Here is a 16,757-nt window from a genome sequence, read left to right as displayed (position 1 = left end):
CTCGTTTGCAAATGAATTTGAGATACTACCAATTAAATGTTTCAGCCTTGATCTTTAAGATATCTGTCATAGCCTTTTTGTTTGATTTTCAGCCATTTATCTAGTCCCAGTCTGGACAGCTCGGCTTTATATTCGGCCCATTCTTCTTCCACTTTACCCGTCTTGATCCATTCAGCCCGCTTGCGGCTAACGTAAGCAAACAAATCGGTTTCCAATGTGGAGATCTGCTTCTGATCCTCCAGCGAGAAGAAGACTTTCGGGAAATTATGGTCAGCCTTCATATAAGGAACGAGTCTTTCCTTCATGAGCTTAAGCCGTCCCACTGCATCATCGGGCTTGGTCGTTACTTTTCCGTAATACTCGTCAAGAATTGCCAATGGACCGCCGATATTCGTTTTTTGCCGCAGCTCGACAGGGGCCGCTCCCTTAAGCGGAAGATGCTTCAGCATATGACTCGCTTCATCGTATTCAAAAATGTTCTGCTGAGTTTTGTCGCCGTAGGTGCCCCAGTTGTCCTGAACGGACTGGATAGGATCATACAGTTGGTCAATCCATTTTGCCGTAAGCTCAAGATTTTTGTTGTCACTGGTAATCACCATTTTCCCCCGGTCAAAGCCGAGATTGTTCGTGCGGGTCACATTGACTTCACCGCTTGGCCCGGCGAGCGGATTCATCAATTCATATTTATCGTTATCTCCTGAGATGTTCGCCTTATCCCATTGAAAGTAGAGACCATATTTTTCATTCTGGCCTTTGGCCAGATACGTATTGTAATCCTGCTCGAATGACTCTTCGTCGATCAGGTTCAGCTTATACAGCTCATTAAGATATTTAATCCCCTCTTTATAACCATCCTGATCGGCAGTGAAGACCACTTTCCCATCATTGGTCACTACCGTATGATCGCCGTTGTCCCCAAGACCGAATGATCCGAACAGAAAATTCAGGTCCTCATTGCCGTTATTGAGTATAAAGGACAGCGGGATTTCATCCGCTTGGCCATTTCCGTTAGGGTCGCCATTTTTAAATGCGAGCAGAACTTTTTTTAAATCCTCGGTGGTTTTTGGCATTTTAAGTCCCAGCTTTTTCAGCCACTCCACATTGATCCATGGCATGCCATTTACAGAATGAATGCTCTCCTTCTCAGAACCCAGCTCTTCAATCCAAGGAAAGGCATAAATGTGCCCGTCCTGTGCGGTTATCATGGATCTGTACTCAGGTGCTTCCTTCAATACCTTCTGCAGATTCGGCATATATTTTTGAATCAAATCTTCTACAGGGATAATAGTTCCATCCTTTCCGAGATTCAACAAATCGTAATCGGAATATATGGCATCCAGTATGGCATCTGGAAGATCACCACTGGCAACAGCAAGGTTTCTTTTTTCAATGAAGGAATCGGAGGTGAAGTTGGTAAAATCGATATGCACCCCTGTTTTTTCTTCCAGTCTTTTATAAATCAACTTTTCATTTGGATCGGAAGGTGCCAGCGGCGAGCTTTGAGTCATAAAATGCAAAGTAACTTTCTCTTTAAGCGGCAGAGTAACATTTTCCAGCTTGTAATCTTCGGATGCCGCAGAATTATTGCCTGAACCGCCACATCCGGCAAGCAGTGAAGTAGAAAGTGCCAACACAGACAAGGTTAGTAATGTTTTTTTCATCTCTATTCCCCCGATTTGTTATTTGATCGAACCTACCATGACACCCTTTTCGAAATACTTCTGGAAGAATGGATACATGACAATCAAAGGCAAACTTGATATGACAATGGCAGAGTACTTAATCATTTCAGACAATTTCTTAAGCTCCGCTTGTGCCATCGCATCGGCAATCATGCCGGGCTGAACCTGATTCTGTATCAAAATGGAGCGCAGTACCAGTTGAAGCGGAAACAGCTTCGGATCATCCAGATAAATCATGGCGTCGAAATAAGAATTCCACTGTCCGACAAAAGCATATAAAGCTAGAACAAAAATAATAGGCTTGGAAAGCGGCAGGACGATTTTAAAGAAAATACTGAGCTCGGAAGCTCCGTCTATACTCGCCGCCTGGAACAGTTCTTTCGGAAGTCCCTGGAAATAAGTCTTTGCCAGAATAATATTGAATACGCTGATCGAGCCGGGCAGAATAATGGCCCAGACCGTATTCAACATGCCTAAATCCTTAATCACCAGATAGGTAGGAATCAGACCGCCACCGAAAAACATCGTTATCAGGAAAAAGATCATAATGGATCGTTTCCCTACCAACTCTTCAATCGCAAGCGGATAAGCCGCTAAGACGGAAAATAATACGGTTGCGAACGCAAAGGCTGCTGAATAAAAAATAGCATTAAAAAAACCGCGGATCATGGCACTGTTGCTTAGGATTTTGGCATATCCCGTGAGTGTCCAGTCTGATGATGTAATGGCAAACCCTTTGCTAATCAGGGTATTTGGAGTTAAAAAGGACGAAAGCACCACATAAACCAGCGGTAACAGAATAGCGAGAACAAACAAACCAAGTAGAATATAATTGATGATGAGCAGAATCCGGTCCTTCCCGGTGTAATGAATATCCATAAATACCTCCTTCTTTAATACAGCCCTTCTCCTTCGTTCAGCTTCTTGACGACGGTATTTACGAAAATCAACAGGAATACATTAATTACGGAATTGAACAACCCGATTGCCGTAGAATAAGCATAATCGCCGGATTGCAACCCCACCTTGTATACGTAAGTCGCGATAATTTCCGAGGTAGGTGTGTTCAGAGCGGTCTGCATCAGGTAAGCCTTTTCATAGCCGATCGACATAATACCTCCTGCAGCGAGAATGAACAGGACGGCCATGACGGGTTTAAGAGCTGGCAGATCAATGTGGAAGATTCTCTTCATCAATGAAGCGCCATCAATTGTTGCAGCGTCATGCAACTGCGGGTCCACATTGGCTAAGGTGGCCACATAAATAATAGAGGACCAGCCCGCTGTTTGCCATATACCGGACAAAATATATACCGTTCGGAAATAGGCAGGATCAGTCATAAAAGCAATCGGCTTGTCGGTGAAGGTTGTTACCAAAGCGTTCACTATTCCAGCTGGCGATAGAAAAACAAACAGCATACCGGCAACAACAACAACCGAGATGAAGTTAGGTGCATATACAATAAGCTGAATATTCTTCTTGAACTTCGCTCCTCTGACCAGATTTAGCATTAAGGCCAGAATGATTGGTACTGGGAAGCCGAGAATAAGACCGTAAGCGCTTAATTTAAGCGTATTCATTAAAATGTCATAAAAATTTGGTGATGAAAGAAACCGCTGAAAATGTTCAAATCCAACCCATTCGCTGCCGAGGATGCCTTTTCTTGGGCTGAAATTTTTAAACGCAATGATCGAGCCGTACATGGGAACATACTTGAAAATGACGGTAAGAATTATGGACGGAAGCAGAAACAAATACAATATATAATTTCGAAGCATATAGCTTAACCAATGGTTTCTTTTTTTTGTTTCTGAAGCCTTTAGTCCCCTTTTTTGAACGATCAAATTTGCCAATATTTTCCCTCCTACTGTTCACGGCTTGTTATACGACACAAAATATAAGCCATGTTATGTCATCTCACTGACATAATTAACCAAGATGTTTTTCAAATACTTGCTTGTTATATCCACACCTCCAACAGAACGAGAATTTTACACATTCTCAAAATGAATGGGCTTACATTTTACATTTGAACATATCTCGCTCTTACAATTTAGCAGATGTACATTTAATTAGTCAATATATTTCGGATGAAAAATTCATTCAAAAAGCGTATTTCAAGATAATTATAATGTTTTTAGCAAAAATATATCAAAAATGCACAATATAAATAAACAAACGTAAACTTACATTGTTCATTTGAATAAATACATTGTTAAAAACATGAAAATACTATATATTTAGAAATATGAAGAATCTTAATTCGGAGAATAAGGTGAACAATATGACGAGAAAGTCAAAGGTTACGATACAAGATATCGCTGATGCCTTGGGGATTTCCAGAAACACTGCCTCCAAGGCGCTTAATGGAGTGGAGAGTATTCCCGCCGTTACTAGGGACAAGGTGGTCAAAAAAGCAATGGAGCTTAAATACAAACAATTTTCTTATATGGAAACAGCTTCTGAAAAACAAGGCAATATCGCACTTTTGACCTGTAATCTTCCTAATAGCTCACACTTTGGATCATTGTTGATTAGCGGACTGGAGAAGGAAATCAGCAAACAGGGCTATACTTTATCTATTTATTTTGTCCGTGAGAATGATATCAATTCGATGACCCTACCCGGCAATTTTGAACCTTCGAATGTGGCTGGCATCTTCTGCATCGAAATGTTCAGCAAGGAATACAGCAAGCTGATCACAGATCTTGGCATCCCAACCATTTTTATTGATTGCGCTGCGGATATGATGTATCCAGAATTGAAGGCGGATCTAGTATTAATGGAAAATGAACACAGCACATACTGTGTTACCCGGAAATTAATCGATTATGGCTATGAAAGCTTCGGTTTTGTAGGCGATTACAATCACTGCAAAAGTTTTAATGAACGCTGGACCGGATTTAATAAGGCCTTAGCAGAAGCAGGAATCGCCGTAGATCCTGCCCATAGCATTGTAGCGCCTGACCGCAACTTCGTTCTAGAGGAGAACTGGATGGAACAGCAGTTGGATGCCCTGAGGGAATGTCCCTCCGTCTTTATTTGTGCCAATGATTTCATTGCCATCAGCGTGATCAAATCTTTGAAAAACAAAGGGATTAAAGTCCCGGAAGATATTGCTGTCTGCGGGTTCGATGATGCTTTGGAATCCCGGGTTGTCGAGCCTCATCTTACAACCGTGCATATTTACAGTAGTCAGATGGGGATTATTTCAGCCGAAATGTTATTGTCCAGAATCAAAGACAATACCATGCCATACCGAGTGACTCATGTTGCAACGGATATCGTATACCGGGACTCGACCCCTGTTCTAAACTAAATCTACCAAGAGGTGAATCAAAGTGAAAAATGACAGAACGGTTCTTTGTGTGGGCGAGTTGCTCATTGATTTTTTCTGCACGGATATTGATGTTAATCTTGCCAAGGGTCAGCATTTCTCCAAGCAGGCCGGCGGCGCTCCGGCAAATGTAAGCGCAGCCGTAGCCAAGCTCGGAGGAAAAGCGTCATTCTTGGGGAAAGTCGGGGCTGATCCCTTTGGCATGTACCTGAAGCAAACGTTGGATGAGCAGCATGTGGATACGTCCATGCTCCTTTTTGATCCGTCAACGCCGACTACACTGGCCTTTGTTTCCCTTGCCGCTAACGGCGAACGGGATTTCGTGTTCAACCGGGGAGCTGACCGTCAACTGTCTCTGCAGGACATTGATAGAGAATGGACCCGACAGGCTGCCATTCTGCATTTTGGATCGGCAACGGCCTTGCTCGCCGATCCTTTCCGAGAAGCGTATTTGTCTTTATTGGATGGAGCGAAGGCCAACGGGCAATTCACCTCCTTTGATCCCAATTACCGGGGGGACCTCTGGAAAGACAGGCAGGGGGAATTTATCACACTGTCCAGAAGAGGAATACACAATGCGGATTTGGTAAAGGTAAGCGAAGAGGAATTAAACATCATTACAGGGCTGGCTGACCGCGATGCTTCATTGGATCTTTTGCATGGGTTGGGAGCCAAGACGGTGGCGGTTACCTTGGGGAAAGAAGGAACCCTCATCTCAAGTGGTGCCTCCCGTTCGTTAATCGGCAGTATCGCTGTCAAATCGATCGACTCTACTGGTGCCGGAGATGCCTTCGTCGGAGCAATGCTGTATCAAATCAGCCAGCTGAGTCAGCCTAAGGCATTTACCTCCAACGCGAAGCAGCAGCAGGAATTTGTGACACTTGCCAATCAAGTCGGCGCCATCGTGTGCACTAAAGTTGGAGCGATTGCAGCCTTGCCGTCGTTGGAAGAAGTTAATCGTTTCGTAGCGCAAGGTTGAATCAAGGAATGAAGCGTAAGAACAGCAAAAGGTGTCCGACGATCTCTAAGGTCGCTGGATACCTTTTTAGTCATTCTTTTGAAGATGAAGTGAGAAACTAAAACATATCGAGGGAGTTTAATCAAAAGAAAACGAGTACTTATCCTACGTAGTCGTTTTCTTTTATATAAGGCAGGTCAGGATTTTTTTCGATTGCCAAAAACTTTTCATCTTTAATTAACTCAGATATTCTCATAAACCATTATAATTCATATTGCAGACTTAGCATTTATCCTGATCGGATTGCAAAGCTATTGCTAATGCAATAAATGATCCTGATGATACATCTATGAGTAAAATGATAATTCGACCAACTATTCAGGCATTGTAAACAATGACAGTGGACAGAACGAGAAAGCGCTTGCCTAATTAACCTAATTAAAACAAAACATTGTTAAGTTACTGCCATCATATTATAGAGTTTTAGTATCCTGATATCATCCTTCGATACTTTTAGTTGTTGGATGAGGCGTGCATCCTCTTTTAGCACTTCTTTGGAAAATAGCATTTTAGCTGCGATAGGCATAATAGGTCTAGAAGAAAATCCATAATACTCTGTTGTCAGGTTGCCTCCTGCTATTCGAAATAAGTAACTAGTTAACCCCTCTCTTCTATTTCCAATGCCTACCGTCTTTTGGTTTTTGGATATCCAATGTCACTAGATCATTTCAAACGGACAAAATGTATTCCTCCAAGCCTATTTTCAAACCGTCTTCATCATTGCTCGATGTGACCCTGTCGGCAATTTTCTTAACTTCCTCCGGCGCATTTCCCATTGCAATCCCAAGGCCTGCGTACAAAATCATATCCATGTCATTATAGTTGTCTCCAATGGCCATCGATTCACGATAAGTAATATTAAATATCCCCTCGAGCTCCTGAATGGCATACGATTTGGACACCATCTCATCCATAATTTCCAGATAAGTTCCCTTGGATTTATAAACACTGATACCAGTAACTTCTTTATTGATTTGTTGTACAAGCCGCTCAATGTCTTCGGGATCTCCCATGCATAAAATTTTGTGAATATCATGATCTTCTTCTATATATGAGGGGAGTAACCTCTGTATGGGGGAGCCATTAATAATTTCCGCTTCCTGAATTACCCAAGGATTTTGAATGTTGCTAACGATCCACTGGTCATGTCCATACAAGTTAAAACTGATAGAAGGATAATGATCCATTACAATATCGTATATTCGTTTAATGCTCTTTTTCGATAAACAGATGCTATGAAGGATTTCCCTGTTGCCGCCCAATATTAGAGCACCGCTATAACAAATGACGGGAGCGTGAATATTGAGCTCTTGCTGAAGAGGAAAAATGCCGCTTGGCATTCTCGCTGAAACAAGTACAAAAGGGATATTTCTTCCCACAACTTTTTGGATTGTATTTTTGGTGTCGGACGTAATTTGATGTTTTGAATTTAACAACGTCCCGTCAATATCGCTAAAGATTGCTTGTATCATGGCCGATGGCTCCCTTGCGATTATTTATCACGATTCTTCCTCAAGCGCCTTGATAATTTCTACTCCGCTATCCTGCAACATCAGCAATGAGTGCTCCGGTGCATCCTGATTTGTAATTAGAATATCAATTTCGGAAAAATTCAGGCCTTTAAACGGGCTTGTTAAATTAAATTTTTTGTAATCAGCAAGTAAAAATACTTCTCTGGCACGTCCCGATACCAGCTTTTTAACTAAAGCATCATCACGGTTTGCAAAATACACTCCGTCTTCCATGATGGCGGCAGCTCCTAAAAAAGCTTTGTCAAAAAAAACATCGTTCAACTGCATAGCCGTGTAGTGGTCATAAAAAAAACGGTTTTCATGATTAAATTTGCCCCCGAGCAAGTTTATGTTAATTTCACTTTTTGCTGATAACGCTTCTGCATTATCCAACGAGTGTGTATAAACCGTGAGGTTTTTGTCCAATTGCCCACAGAGCAGTTGAATGGTAGTCGATACATCCATGAAACAAACATCTCCGTCAACGATGTGCGCGGAAGCTGCTTTTGCAATGAGCATCTTTTGCTTTGTTGCTGAAGTTACACGTTCCTTGTAGGCTCTTATTTCTTCTTTTAATAAGGGCAAGGCAATACCTCCATGGGTTCTGATAACCCCCCCTTCGTGAACAAGCTTAATAATATCCCTTCTTGCCGTATCTCTCGAGATGTTCAATAAATTACAAATTTCCGAATTTGATAATTGGTTACGGCTTTGGAGATACTCCAAAATTTTTAAAAGTCGTTCCTCTTGGTAAATATAAAGCCCCCCCTATCCCTATATTCACTATAAGCGATTAGACGCTTTTTGTTAAGTGTTTTTAAGTATTTTTATAAAGATAAGCAAATTGCTTATATTGTGTATTTCACATAGCAAGTCCCCGGTCCGCATGCATATTGCATTAAGAGTCCGGGGACTTTATTCATTTTGCCTATTTATTGATAAATTCAATCTTTTGAAGCAAACGTTTTATCATAACTGCCGCCTCGGCGCGGGTAGTTGTTGCATGTGGCTCATAGTGTCCAGTGTCCATACCTTGTGCGATGCCCTGAGCTGTAACAGCGGCTACTGCATTTTGCGCCCAAACCGCGATAGACGAACGGTCGGCATATCCATCTAGCGATTGCCCGTTTTTGCTGTTGACTGAGACATACCCGGTATATTGTAATGCTTGATTGACAAGTAGAGCCATCTCCTGGCGGCTGATCCTCGATTCCGGACGAAAAGCACCGTCTTCATAACCTTTGACCAGCCCAGCTGAATAGGCTGCGCTGAGATATCCGCTGTACCATGAACCCTTGACTACATCCCTAAAGGCTGGAGTCGCCCGTTCTTTAAGCCCCAGTGCATGAACAAGCATAGCGGCAAATTCGGCGCGGGTAACAGGCCTGGATGGCTCAAATATTCCTTTTATCGAACCGACAACAATTCCTTTTGCGGCAAGTAGCTCTATGTCGGCTTTGCCCCAGTACCCAGCTGGTAAATCATCGAAGGTTGGGCTGCTGTTGACAACGGTATATACACCATTGGAATTATGCTTTATTTCAACGGAGGCTCCATCATCCCCAGCCCGAAAAATGCTCGGTACAAAGATAAGTTTCCTTCTGGCTTCGTCGTAGCAAACTGCGGTGGAACGATTTGGGTCCATCGCTGATGAAAGCGGAAGTGTCCGGCTCACATAGGTATCACCGAAATCAAGAGCGGTTGTTGTACTGCCTGTTACTGCTTCAGCCTTGAAGTCTATAGGAGTCGTTTCCACGGTTGCGCCCGCTTTTACAGCCGCTTCTTGAATAGCCGCATTTTGCTGCATTGTTGCCTTGGATAACGTAATTCGCAGCCCTGGCACGCTATTGGAGGGTGAGGTATTTCTATTCACCCTGCTGGCTGGAAGGGTGTACGTCCCCAGTTCTGTAATTAACTGAAGATCCAGAGTTCGATGCTCGCTCCAAAGCTTATTGGCCATGCTGGTCAGCTCAACGATAACCACGTCAGCCCCAGCAGCTTTCACATGCAAAGTTAGTGCAGAACCTTTTCTTACCGGCAAAGCTTTAAGCAAAGTAAGATCATCCACGACCACTGCGGCTTCTTTCCTGTCATCAGCCTTTTGTGTAATACCCGGAGCATACTCCAGTATTCCTGAAGTGGCGGAAGCCGGAATAGATGCCTTGACTGGCAGCTTTACCGCCTGGCTGTCGCTACCCTTGTTGTTCTGAGAATTGCCACCGGAATGGCCGGAATTGGAACTTGATATTATTCGAACACTATTAAAGAATGCTGTTGTATCCCTTACATTTAACCCAAAGTATCCTCGTGTGTAACTTTGGTCTTTGGTATCAATCACCAGTTGTCCGTCCAAATAAGCCTTTATGGTATCCCCGACAGCTACAATTTTGAGGTGATAATCCTGATTTGTCCGTAGTTTCAGCTTCGCGTCATTATTGTAGATGGCAAGATCACTACCGGTCCCTTTAACAAATTTCATCAACTTAACTACATTATTCCTTACATCCAGATTAATTGCATACGCATTTTTTGCCGTAGGGTCTGAACGAAAGACCAAGGCACCTGCGCCGATGGGGTTTTCTATGTTATCTTTTTCAGGATCATCGGGATGCGAATCTGTATCCGGCACTTTAATGTCCGCTTCATATATAAAGTCCTCACCGAAATTACTTGCCAGAATAAACGCATCCCCTACGCCCTGCCCCTGTTTTCCATTGATAGTATCCGCCCATTTGCCGCTGATCGTCGTCCAATCTGACAGTACGGAGACACTAGATGGGGGCGCTTTCCAGACACTTTTTAACGGAAATATTTTCAAAGACTTTAATTCCACATCCCCGCCCTTACTGTAGATTTGCATTCCTTTACTCGAAGGATGAGGGAATATTTGGTCAGTTATCACTGTTTCTCCATTATTCCCGAACACCTCCAGCGCCGACCGGTCAACAAAAATATGCATTTTCACCGTACCGTTTAAAGCCTTCAGCGGGCCCTCATGTTTATTTGTGATATCAGGTCCGAAATCATAATTCCCGGAATTCGTACGGTCAACGAACAACTTTTCATTGTAGACATCATACCCGACCGTTGTATATTCCTCAGTTCCTTTACGAACCTTAAAACCAAACTCAGTTGCTTCGGTGTTGGAAAGATCAAACTCTGCAATCATTTCAAATGTATCGTCAGAAAAGTTGGATAGGAGGTCGCTTTCTCCCTTAATCTTTTCATTTATATATGAAATTCCCTTTGTTTCAGCACGAATGCCGGCCAGAGAAATTGGTGTTTGTTTTAAGCGTAACCCTTCCTCTGTCTGGGTCAGTTCCATCATTCGCGGCAGTGACATGGAACTTCTCCATGTTGAAGTAGGTGTATCTTGAGCATAAGTCCAGTTACTCATCCAGCCAAGCCAGTATTTCTCGCCCTTCTCCCCTTCAATTCCGCTCCACTCCACAGCAGCATAATAATCAGCTCCATAATCGGACCATAATATTTGGTCGGAAGAATTCTCATTGGTGAAGGTTTTCCCATCAAAGCTTCCTACAAAATATTGCATTCCGGATCCGCCTGCAGGTCCTCCCGGATTTATACTTACCTGCAGAACCCATTTCTTTTTTGAAGGGTCGCCATCAATAGGCAATTCAATTAATGCAGGACATTCCCATACGCCACCTATACTTCCGTTTGTAGAAGGTATCCACGAACCTGAGACGGCAGACCAATCCGTTATGAGGCCACTTTGTGGCAAATTGCCTTTTTCCGGCTCTTGTGCAACCTGGTCAACGTCTTCCGGAATTGGCTTGTCATTATAAACATTAATATCATCCAGGTTGATATGCCCCCAACGTCCCGTTGCATTGTCTACAGCTTTGATATATAGCACTTCACCAATATAATTGGAAGCATCCCATACGTATCTGCTATACGTTTCCTTTTCGGATTTCGTATTTGTTTGACGAAGCAATTCCTGATCGTCAGAAGCTCTGACTAACGATAAATAACGGTTGCTGACGTCTTTGCCTCCGCCCATCATCAGGTTAATCTCTCCGGAGCCACCCAGTTTGAAATAGGATGAATGAAGTTCTCCAGTAGCATCATCCCCCTTGTGACTATCGGAAAACCCCCATAGATGATACTTGCCTTGCTGGTCGAAAGTTCCACCCCACCAATCCTTTCGATCTGTTACATGGTCATTAGTAAATGCTTCCCCTTGTAAACTGGTCCACCCAGTCAGATCCCCTGTTTCAAAATCATGGTTAAGTATTTCATTCTCCTCTGTGATGATATTTTTGCCCAACTGAACATTCTGGAAGATCACAGAGGAATTCGCCAAATGCAAGCCGAAAACGCCGGAGGAAAAGGTAGAATCATTTACATCCTGAGTAAGTTTACCATCTAAATATACTTTTATATTCTCTCCATAGGTCCTCACCTCTAAAGGGTAATTCGTATACGTAGCGAGAGATACAGTGGCCTCGGCTAGGACTGATTGCTTCCCGTCCTCAAGCTTCATCAATTTTATTTTATCGTTGTGAGCATCGAGGCTCGCCATATATCCATTTCTCACCTCGGCATCTGCCCGAAAAACAAGTGAGCCGATTTCATCTCCGCCATCCGATAATTCAATGTTCGCCTGATATCGAAAGTTTTCCCCGGCTTGCCCGCTCATTACATATGAATTCACCGCGGAAGTCCCGGTCATTCCTTTCACGGTGTCTTCCCAGGAACCGCTTACAACAGTCCATTTTGACAAATTGGTCACAAAGTTTGATGTATTATTGAATTTCACATTTCGAAAAGAGGCTGTTGAATTCCATGCGGTTAACCCATAGTAGCCGTATACAAATTCATCATCCGTTTGTTCGATAACCGATTGGTTGTTTACAAAAACCTGAATGTGATGTCTATCCGTTACAATTTGTAAATGATAGGTAGATGAAGTATCCAAGCGCAAAGAACTGGCCCCAAGTTCAATGCTTTCTCCATTCCTATTTTTGGTTAAAGTTACGCGATCATTTTTGGCATCTAGATTGACTACATAGCCGTTGGCCGCACGCTTATCAGAACGAAAAACCAGTCCTCCTGATCCTTCCCGGCCATTTTTTGCATTAAGGGTAATGTCGCCCTCATAGTTGAATGATCCACCTTCTTGTGAGGAAATCGCGTAAGAAGTGGAATCCAGACTATTGGCCTGTATTCCACCATCTGGACCAAATTCACTGGCATAAGTCCAATTTTTTAAATTGGGAGAAGTATAGAACATCACCTTATTGTTAGCAACTAACGACATCACCCACTGATTGGATTGTTCATGCCAAAATACTTTGGGATCGCGCCAATCGGCGGCGGGAGGTTCAGGCATTACCGGATTCCCTTCATACTTTTTCCATGTTCTCCCTTTATCCAAGCTGTAAGCAATGCTTTGAACCTGACCCTTATCACCTGAATGGGTAAAGATGGCTACCATTGCTTCCTTTCCAAAGCCGGCTGTATTTCCCCAGTCGATTACAGTGCTTCCGGAAAAAATCTGTCCGTGGATATCAGGAGAAAGTGCAATAGGTAGATGTTCCCAATAAACAAGGTCTCTACTCACAGCATGCCCCCAATGCATCGGTCCCCATGTCGTTCCATATGGATAATTTTGGTAAAATAAATGATATTCACCCTTGTAATAAACCATTCCATTGGGATCGTTCAACCAGTTGGCCTCGGGAGAAAAATGAAATTGATTGCGGTACGTTTCCTGATAATATCCTGGATCTGATGCAAACGCTTTCGTGAATGAAGTTAAAGATAATAATAAGATGATACTAAGTGCTAAAGAACAAATCCGATTCATATTTTTACTCCTCATCTTGTTCACTCCCTTTATAACTAATTTTATAAATCAGTTCAAAACGCCTTATAATGAAAGCCTATCCCCGGTGATGGATAACTCCTTGACCAAATAGTTTTAAGAATTATTCAAGCCAAGACACCGAGAGCGTATCCAATAATACCAATTGCGAATAGCGCAAAAATGAGAGCCATGGCGTTCACTTTCTTTTTAAGCAGTCTCATGCAAAGGAAGGTCAGTAAGAACGGTAGTAACCTTAATGTACAGCCGCTTAATCGTCGGAATTAAGGAACCAAGAACGTACGAATATTTTGTTTAAGTCGTTTTTGGTCATCTTCTTTTCTTCCATATGTACTCCCCTTCTTTCATAAAATATTTTCTTATAGCTCTTCAATTTCCGCCGTATTTCGAACTGAGCTGGATGTATAGCAGAGCCAGCACAGTTCCTACGATCCCAAAACCAACCAACTAGATTGATGTTCGTGAAAGCGGCAATGACAAATCCCAGGAAGAAGAAGGGATGTTATAGCCCACTGCAAATAAGCAGCATACTTAACTTCCTCTTCACCATCTTTCATATCCTCTTTTAATATTTTGAACTCCAAGTAATGTTCTTGACAAAGCGTTTATATTTAACTCTATAGCTCAATATCTTATATTTACGCTGCTTTGGTCACAAAAATCCGACAAAGTCCGGCCAAGGATGACTCCCTGACCGCACGTTTTAAGCCAAAACACCAAATGCGTACCCAATAATGCCTACTGCGAATAAAGCAAAAATCAGAGCGATTGCGTTCACTTTCTTTTTCAGTAGTCTCATACATAAAAAGGTCAATAATAGTGGTAAAAGTCCAGGCATCAATTGATCCAAAATCATCTGAATGGTCGTAATAACCTCTTTTCCATCCGTTCCCACATATCTTGATACCACCAGCGGCACATTCAGAGTAGTCCATTTAGAAACAAGTGCGCCCATAACGAAAAGCCCCAGTATGGAGGCTGACTCCGTGAGTTTTTGCAACCGGTTTCCCGACATATCGGAAACAATCTCCGTACCTTTGTGATAACCGTATTTCAGACCGTACCATTTCGTTGCCAAGCGTGCAGTGTTAAAGAGAAGGAAGAAAAGAATCGGTCCGACAAGGCTGCCGGATAAGGCGATTGAGGCTCCGAGTGCAGCCAGAACCGGGCGTAAAGTCCCCCAGTAAATGGGGTCACCCACTCCCGCAAGAGGTCCCATTAAACCGACTTTGACTCCACTTATGGTGGCATTGTCAATCGGCTGGCCGCTCGCTTTCTGCTCTTCCATCGCAGCCGTTACACCCATAATAGGCGCCGAGATAAACGGTTGAGTGTTGAAAAATTCCAGATGTCTTTTCAATGCCTCTTTTTGATCTTCTTTCTTGCTGTACAGCCGCTTAATCGCAGGGATCAAGGTGACACAGAAACCGATCGACTGCATTCGCTCAAAATTGAACGAGCCTAACAGGAAGCATGAACGGACAAACATCTTATTTAAATCACTTTTAGTCAGCTTCTTTTCTTTCATAGTGCTCTCCTCTCCCTTCAGGTAGTTACTATAACTCTTCAATTTCTTCCATCTTCTCATTACGCTGGTTGTATTTTGGGCTCAACTGGATGTAAAGCAGAGCCAGAACCGCGCCAATGACCCCAAAACCAACCAGATTAATGCTGGTAAAAGCTGCAATGACAAAGCCCAGAAAGAAGAATGGCATCAGGTATTTGGCTGCCATCATATTAATGACCATCGCATACCCTACGACTACGATAAAGCCGCCCGCAATTTGTAGTCCTCTGGTGATAACCTCCGGAATTGCGTTAAGCATAGCAGTCACCAGGCCCGTTTCTGCGGCAACTGCCACCAAAACAGCGGGCAAAGCAACGCGCAGACCTTGCAAAAGTAAGGCAATAAAGTGACATAGCTCAATTCCTTTGAAATTTGCAGATTCCGCATACTTATCAGCTAAATGCTGGAAGAAGACAGTAATCGTCCTGACAAAAATGGTAAGCACTTGTCCGGCGGCTGCAATTGGAATCGCAACGGCAATTCCGGCGCCGATCGATTGATGGCCGACGATGACCAAAATGGTTGAAACCACGCTGGCTAGAGCAGCGTCTGGTGCCATGGATGCTCCTACATTCATCCATCCCAAAGCCATTAATTCCAGAGTACCGCCAAGTATAATGCCAGTTTTGAGATCGCCAAGGACAAGGCCAATCAACGTACACGCAATCAGAGGACGATGGGTTTGCCCTTCATCTAGAACGCTACCCATGCCACATATGGCCGCTACCAGTGTTACCATCACAATTTGAAAAACAGTCATTTCTATAACTCCTCTCTAGTTGCCGCCTGGTATTTACGATCACATATCCTGCAGTTTGGTAATCAAGTTGATTTTCGGATCACTGGCTACTTTTCTGATTTCCAGCTCAATGCCTTTTTCATGCAGCTTACGAAATGCATCTACATCCTGTTGGTTTACGGATACCGCCCCGGTAATCTGCGTCTTTCCTTCCTTAAAACACATTCCTCCAACATTCACCGAGCGGATGGGTACTCCCCCTTCCACAACCCGCAGTACATCCGTAGGGTTGGTAAAGAGAAACAATGTTTTAAAATCACTGTATTTGGGGTTATTATAAGCCTCTATCGCTTTGTTAATCGTTACGACATACGCCTTAATTCCAGGCGGCGACACCTGAAGCAATAAGGTTTTGCGTAATGTATCCGCTGCGACATCATCGCTAACGGCGATAATCTTATTGCACTTCGCTTCTTTCACCCAAACGGTCGCCACCTGACCGTGAATCAGACGGTCATCAATACGAACTAATGCAATTTCCATTCTATAATTCCTCCTCTAATTGACTGTTTCGAATGGCACGAAAAGACATCATGGAATCGTGCCCTGCATGGATCGCTAAATTTACCAAATTCTCCACTTGTTCAATTCCTCTGTTTGCAAGAAGGTCAACGATCATTGGCAGGTTTACTCCTGTCACAATATCCATTTTTTCATGGTTAACTGCAATTCGGCTGGCAGCATTATAAGGACTGCCGCCGAATAGATCAACAAGGAAGATAACACCGTCCGTCCAATCCAGCGATGCCAACGCAGCCTTATATTTCTCTACAAGTCCGCTGACACTTTCACCTGGTTCAAACGTAACACCTGCCACATTATCCAATTGGCCGAAAACCATTTCTGTTGACCTCAGTATTTCTTCAGAAAATTTCCCGTGTGTCCCAACAATTACACCGATCATCTGTCTCACCCCCTTTTTTTCTCTCCACATATCTATGATGCAAGTTCTGTGCCAAACTTCTGTATAGATCAGAAGAAATTTTGTA

12 protein-coding genes and 2 pseudogenes are annotated in these 16,757 nt (G+C 43.1%); 2 read left to right on the top strand and 12 right to left on the bottom strand.

Features of this window, described 5'->3' with window-relative positions; all coding sequences use genetic code 11:
- Positions 1–41: 41 nt before the first annotated feature.
- Genes NLX78_RS00175 through NLX78_RS00165 form a run of 3 tightly spaced genes read right to left on the bottom strand, consistent with a single transcriptional unit; the run spans position 42 to position 3,460 of the window.
- A complete protein-coding gene (locus NLX78_RS00175; RefSeq protein ID WP_254349323.1) occupies positions 42–1,661 on the bottom strand; it encodes an ABC transporter substrate-binding protein in 1,620 nt (539 codons plus the stop codon).
- A gap of 18 nt (positions 1,662–1,679) precedes the next feature.
- On the bottom strand, positions 1,680–2,561 hold the full coding sequence (locus tag NLX78_RS00170) for a carbohydrate ABC transporter permease (protein ID WP_254349322.1): 882 nt from the start codon (positions 2,559–2,561) through the stop codon (positions 1,680–1,682).
- A 14-nt stretch (positions 2,562–2,575) separates the two neighbouring features.
- Positions 2,576–3,460: an ABC transporter permease gene (locus NLX78_RS00165; RefSeq protein ID WP_254349534.1), complete on the bottom strand. Its 885-nt coding sequence runs from the start codon at positions 3,458–3,460 to the stop codon at positions 2,576–2,578.
- 506 nt (positions 3,461–3,966) lie between these two features.
- On the opposite strand from NLX78_RS00165, the gene NLX78_RS00160 reads away from it, so the two are divergent.
- Positions 3,967–5,001, top strand: a complete 1,035-nt coding sequence (locus NLX78_RS00160; protein WP_061831435.1) for a LacI family DNA-binding transcriptional regulator — start codon at positions 3,967–3,969, stop codon at positions 4,999–5,001.
- 22 nt (positions 5,002–5,023) lie between these two features.
- Positions 5,024–5,998: a carbohydrate kinase family protein gene (locus NLX78_RS00155; protein ID WP_069291553.1), complete on the top strand. Its 975-nt coding sequence runs from the start codon at positions 5,024–5,026 to the stop codon at positions 5,996–5,998.
- A 707-nt stretch (positions 5,999–6,705) separates the two neighbouring features.
- On the opposite strand, the gene NLX78_RS00150 is transcribed toward NLX78_RS00155, so the two are convergent.
- From NLX78_RS00150 to NLX78_RS00110, 9 genes and pseudogenes are all read right to left on the bottom strand, one after another.
- Positions 6,706–7,509 carry a Cof-type HAD-IIB family hydrolase gene (locus tag NLX78_RS00150; protein ID WP_254349321.1) on the bottom strand — a complete coding sequence of 268 codons (804 nt, stop codon included), beginning with the start codon at positions 7,507–7,509 and terminating at the stop codon, positions 6,706–6,708.
- Positions 7,510–7,536: 27 nt separating this feature from the next.
- On the bottom strand, positions 7,537–8,277 hold the full coding sequence (locus NLX78_RS00145; RefSeq protein ID WP_367987566.1) for a DeoR/GlpR family DNA-binding transcription regulator: 741 nt from the start codon (positions 8,275–8,277) through the stop codon (positions 7,537–7,539).
- Between the two features lie 199 nt (positions 8,278–8,476).
- Positions 8,477–11,575, bottom strand: coding sequence for a GH32 C-terminal domain-containing protein (locus NLX78_RS00140; RefSeq protein WP_254349533.1), 3,099 nt, complete (start codon positions 11,573–11,575; stop codon positions 8,477–8,479).
- A gap of 762 nt (positions 11,576–12,337) precedes the next feature.
- Positions 12,338–13,384: pseudogene (locus tag NLX78_RS26640) on the bottom strand (glycoside hydrolase family 32 protein); the annotation flags it as partial.
- A 125-nt stretch (positions 13,385–13,509) separates the two neighbouring features.
- Positions 13,510–13,629: pseudogene (locus tag NLX78_RS00130) on the bottom strand (PTS system mannose/fructose/sorbose family transporter subunit IID); the annotation flags it as partial.
- A 476-nt stretch (positions 13,630–14,105) separates the two neighbouring features.
- Positions 14,106–14,930 carry a PTS mannose transporter subunit IID gene (manZ, locus tag NLX78_RS00125; protein WP_250267914.1) on the bottom strand — a complete coding sequence of 275 codons (825 nt, stop codon included), beginning with the start codon at positions 14,928–14,930 and terminating at the stop codon, positions 14,106–14,108.
- Between the two features lie 28 nt (positions 14,931–14,958).
- Entirely contained in the window at positions 14,959–15,729 is a 771-nt protein-coding gene (locus tag NLX78_RS00120) for a PTS mannose/fructose/sorbose transporter subunit IIC (RefSeq protein WP_023988666.1), read from the bottom strand.
- A gap of 39 nt (positions 15,730–15,768) precedes the next feature.
- Positions 15,769–16,251 carry a mannose/fructose/sorbose PTS transporter subunit IIB gene (locus NLX78_RS00115; protein ID WP_039269822.1) on the bottom strand — a complete coding sequence of 161 codons (483 nt, stop codon included), beginning with the start codon at positions 16,249–16,251 and terminating at the stop codon, positions 15,769–15,771.
- Between the two features lies 1 nt (position 16,252).
- Positions 16,253–16,672: a PTS sugar transporter subunit IIA gene (locus NLX78_RS00110; protein ID WP_013309476.1), complete on the bottom strand. Its 420-nt coding sequence runs from the start codon at positions 16,670–16,672 to the stop codon at positions 16,253–16,255.
- Positions 16,673–16,757 lie beyond the last annotated feature (85 nt).

Origin of the sequence: Paenibacillus sp. Lou8.1 (assembly GCF_024213565.1) — a bacterium.
In the GTDB taxonomy this organism is placed as follows: domain Bacteria; phylum Bacillota; class Bacilli; order Paenibacillales; family Paenibacillaceae; genus Paenibacillus; species Paenibacillus polymyxa_B.
Note: the sequence above shows the minus strand (reverse complement) of the source record. Positions and strands in the feature narration are given on the sequence as shown.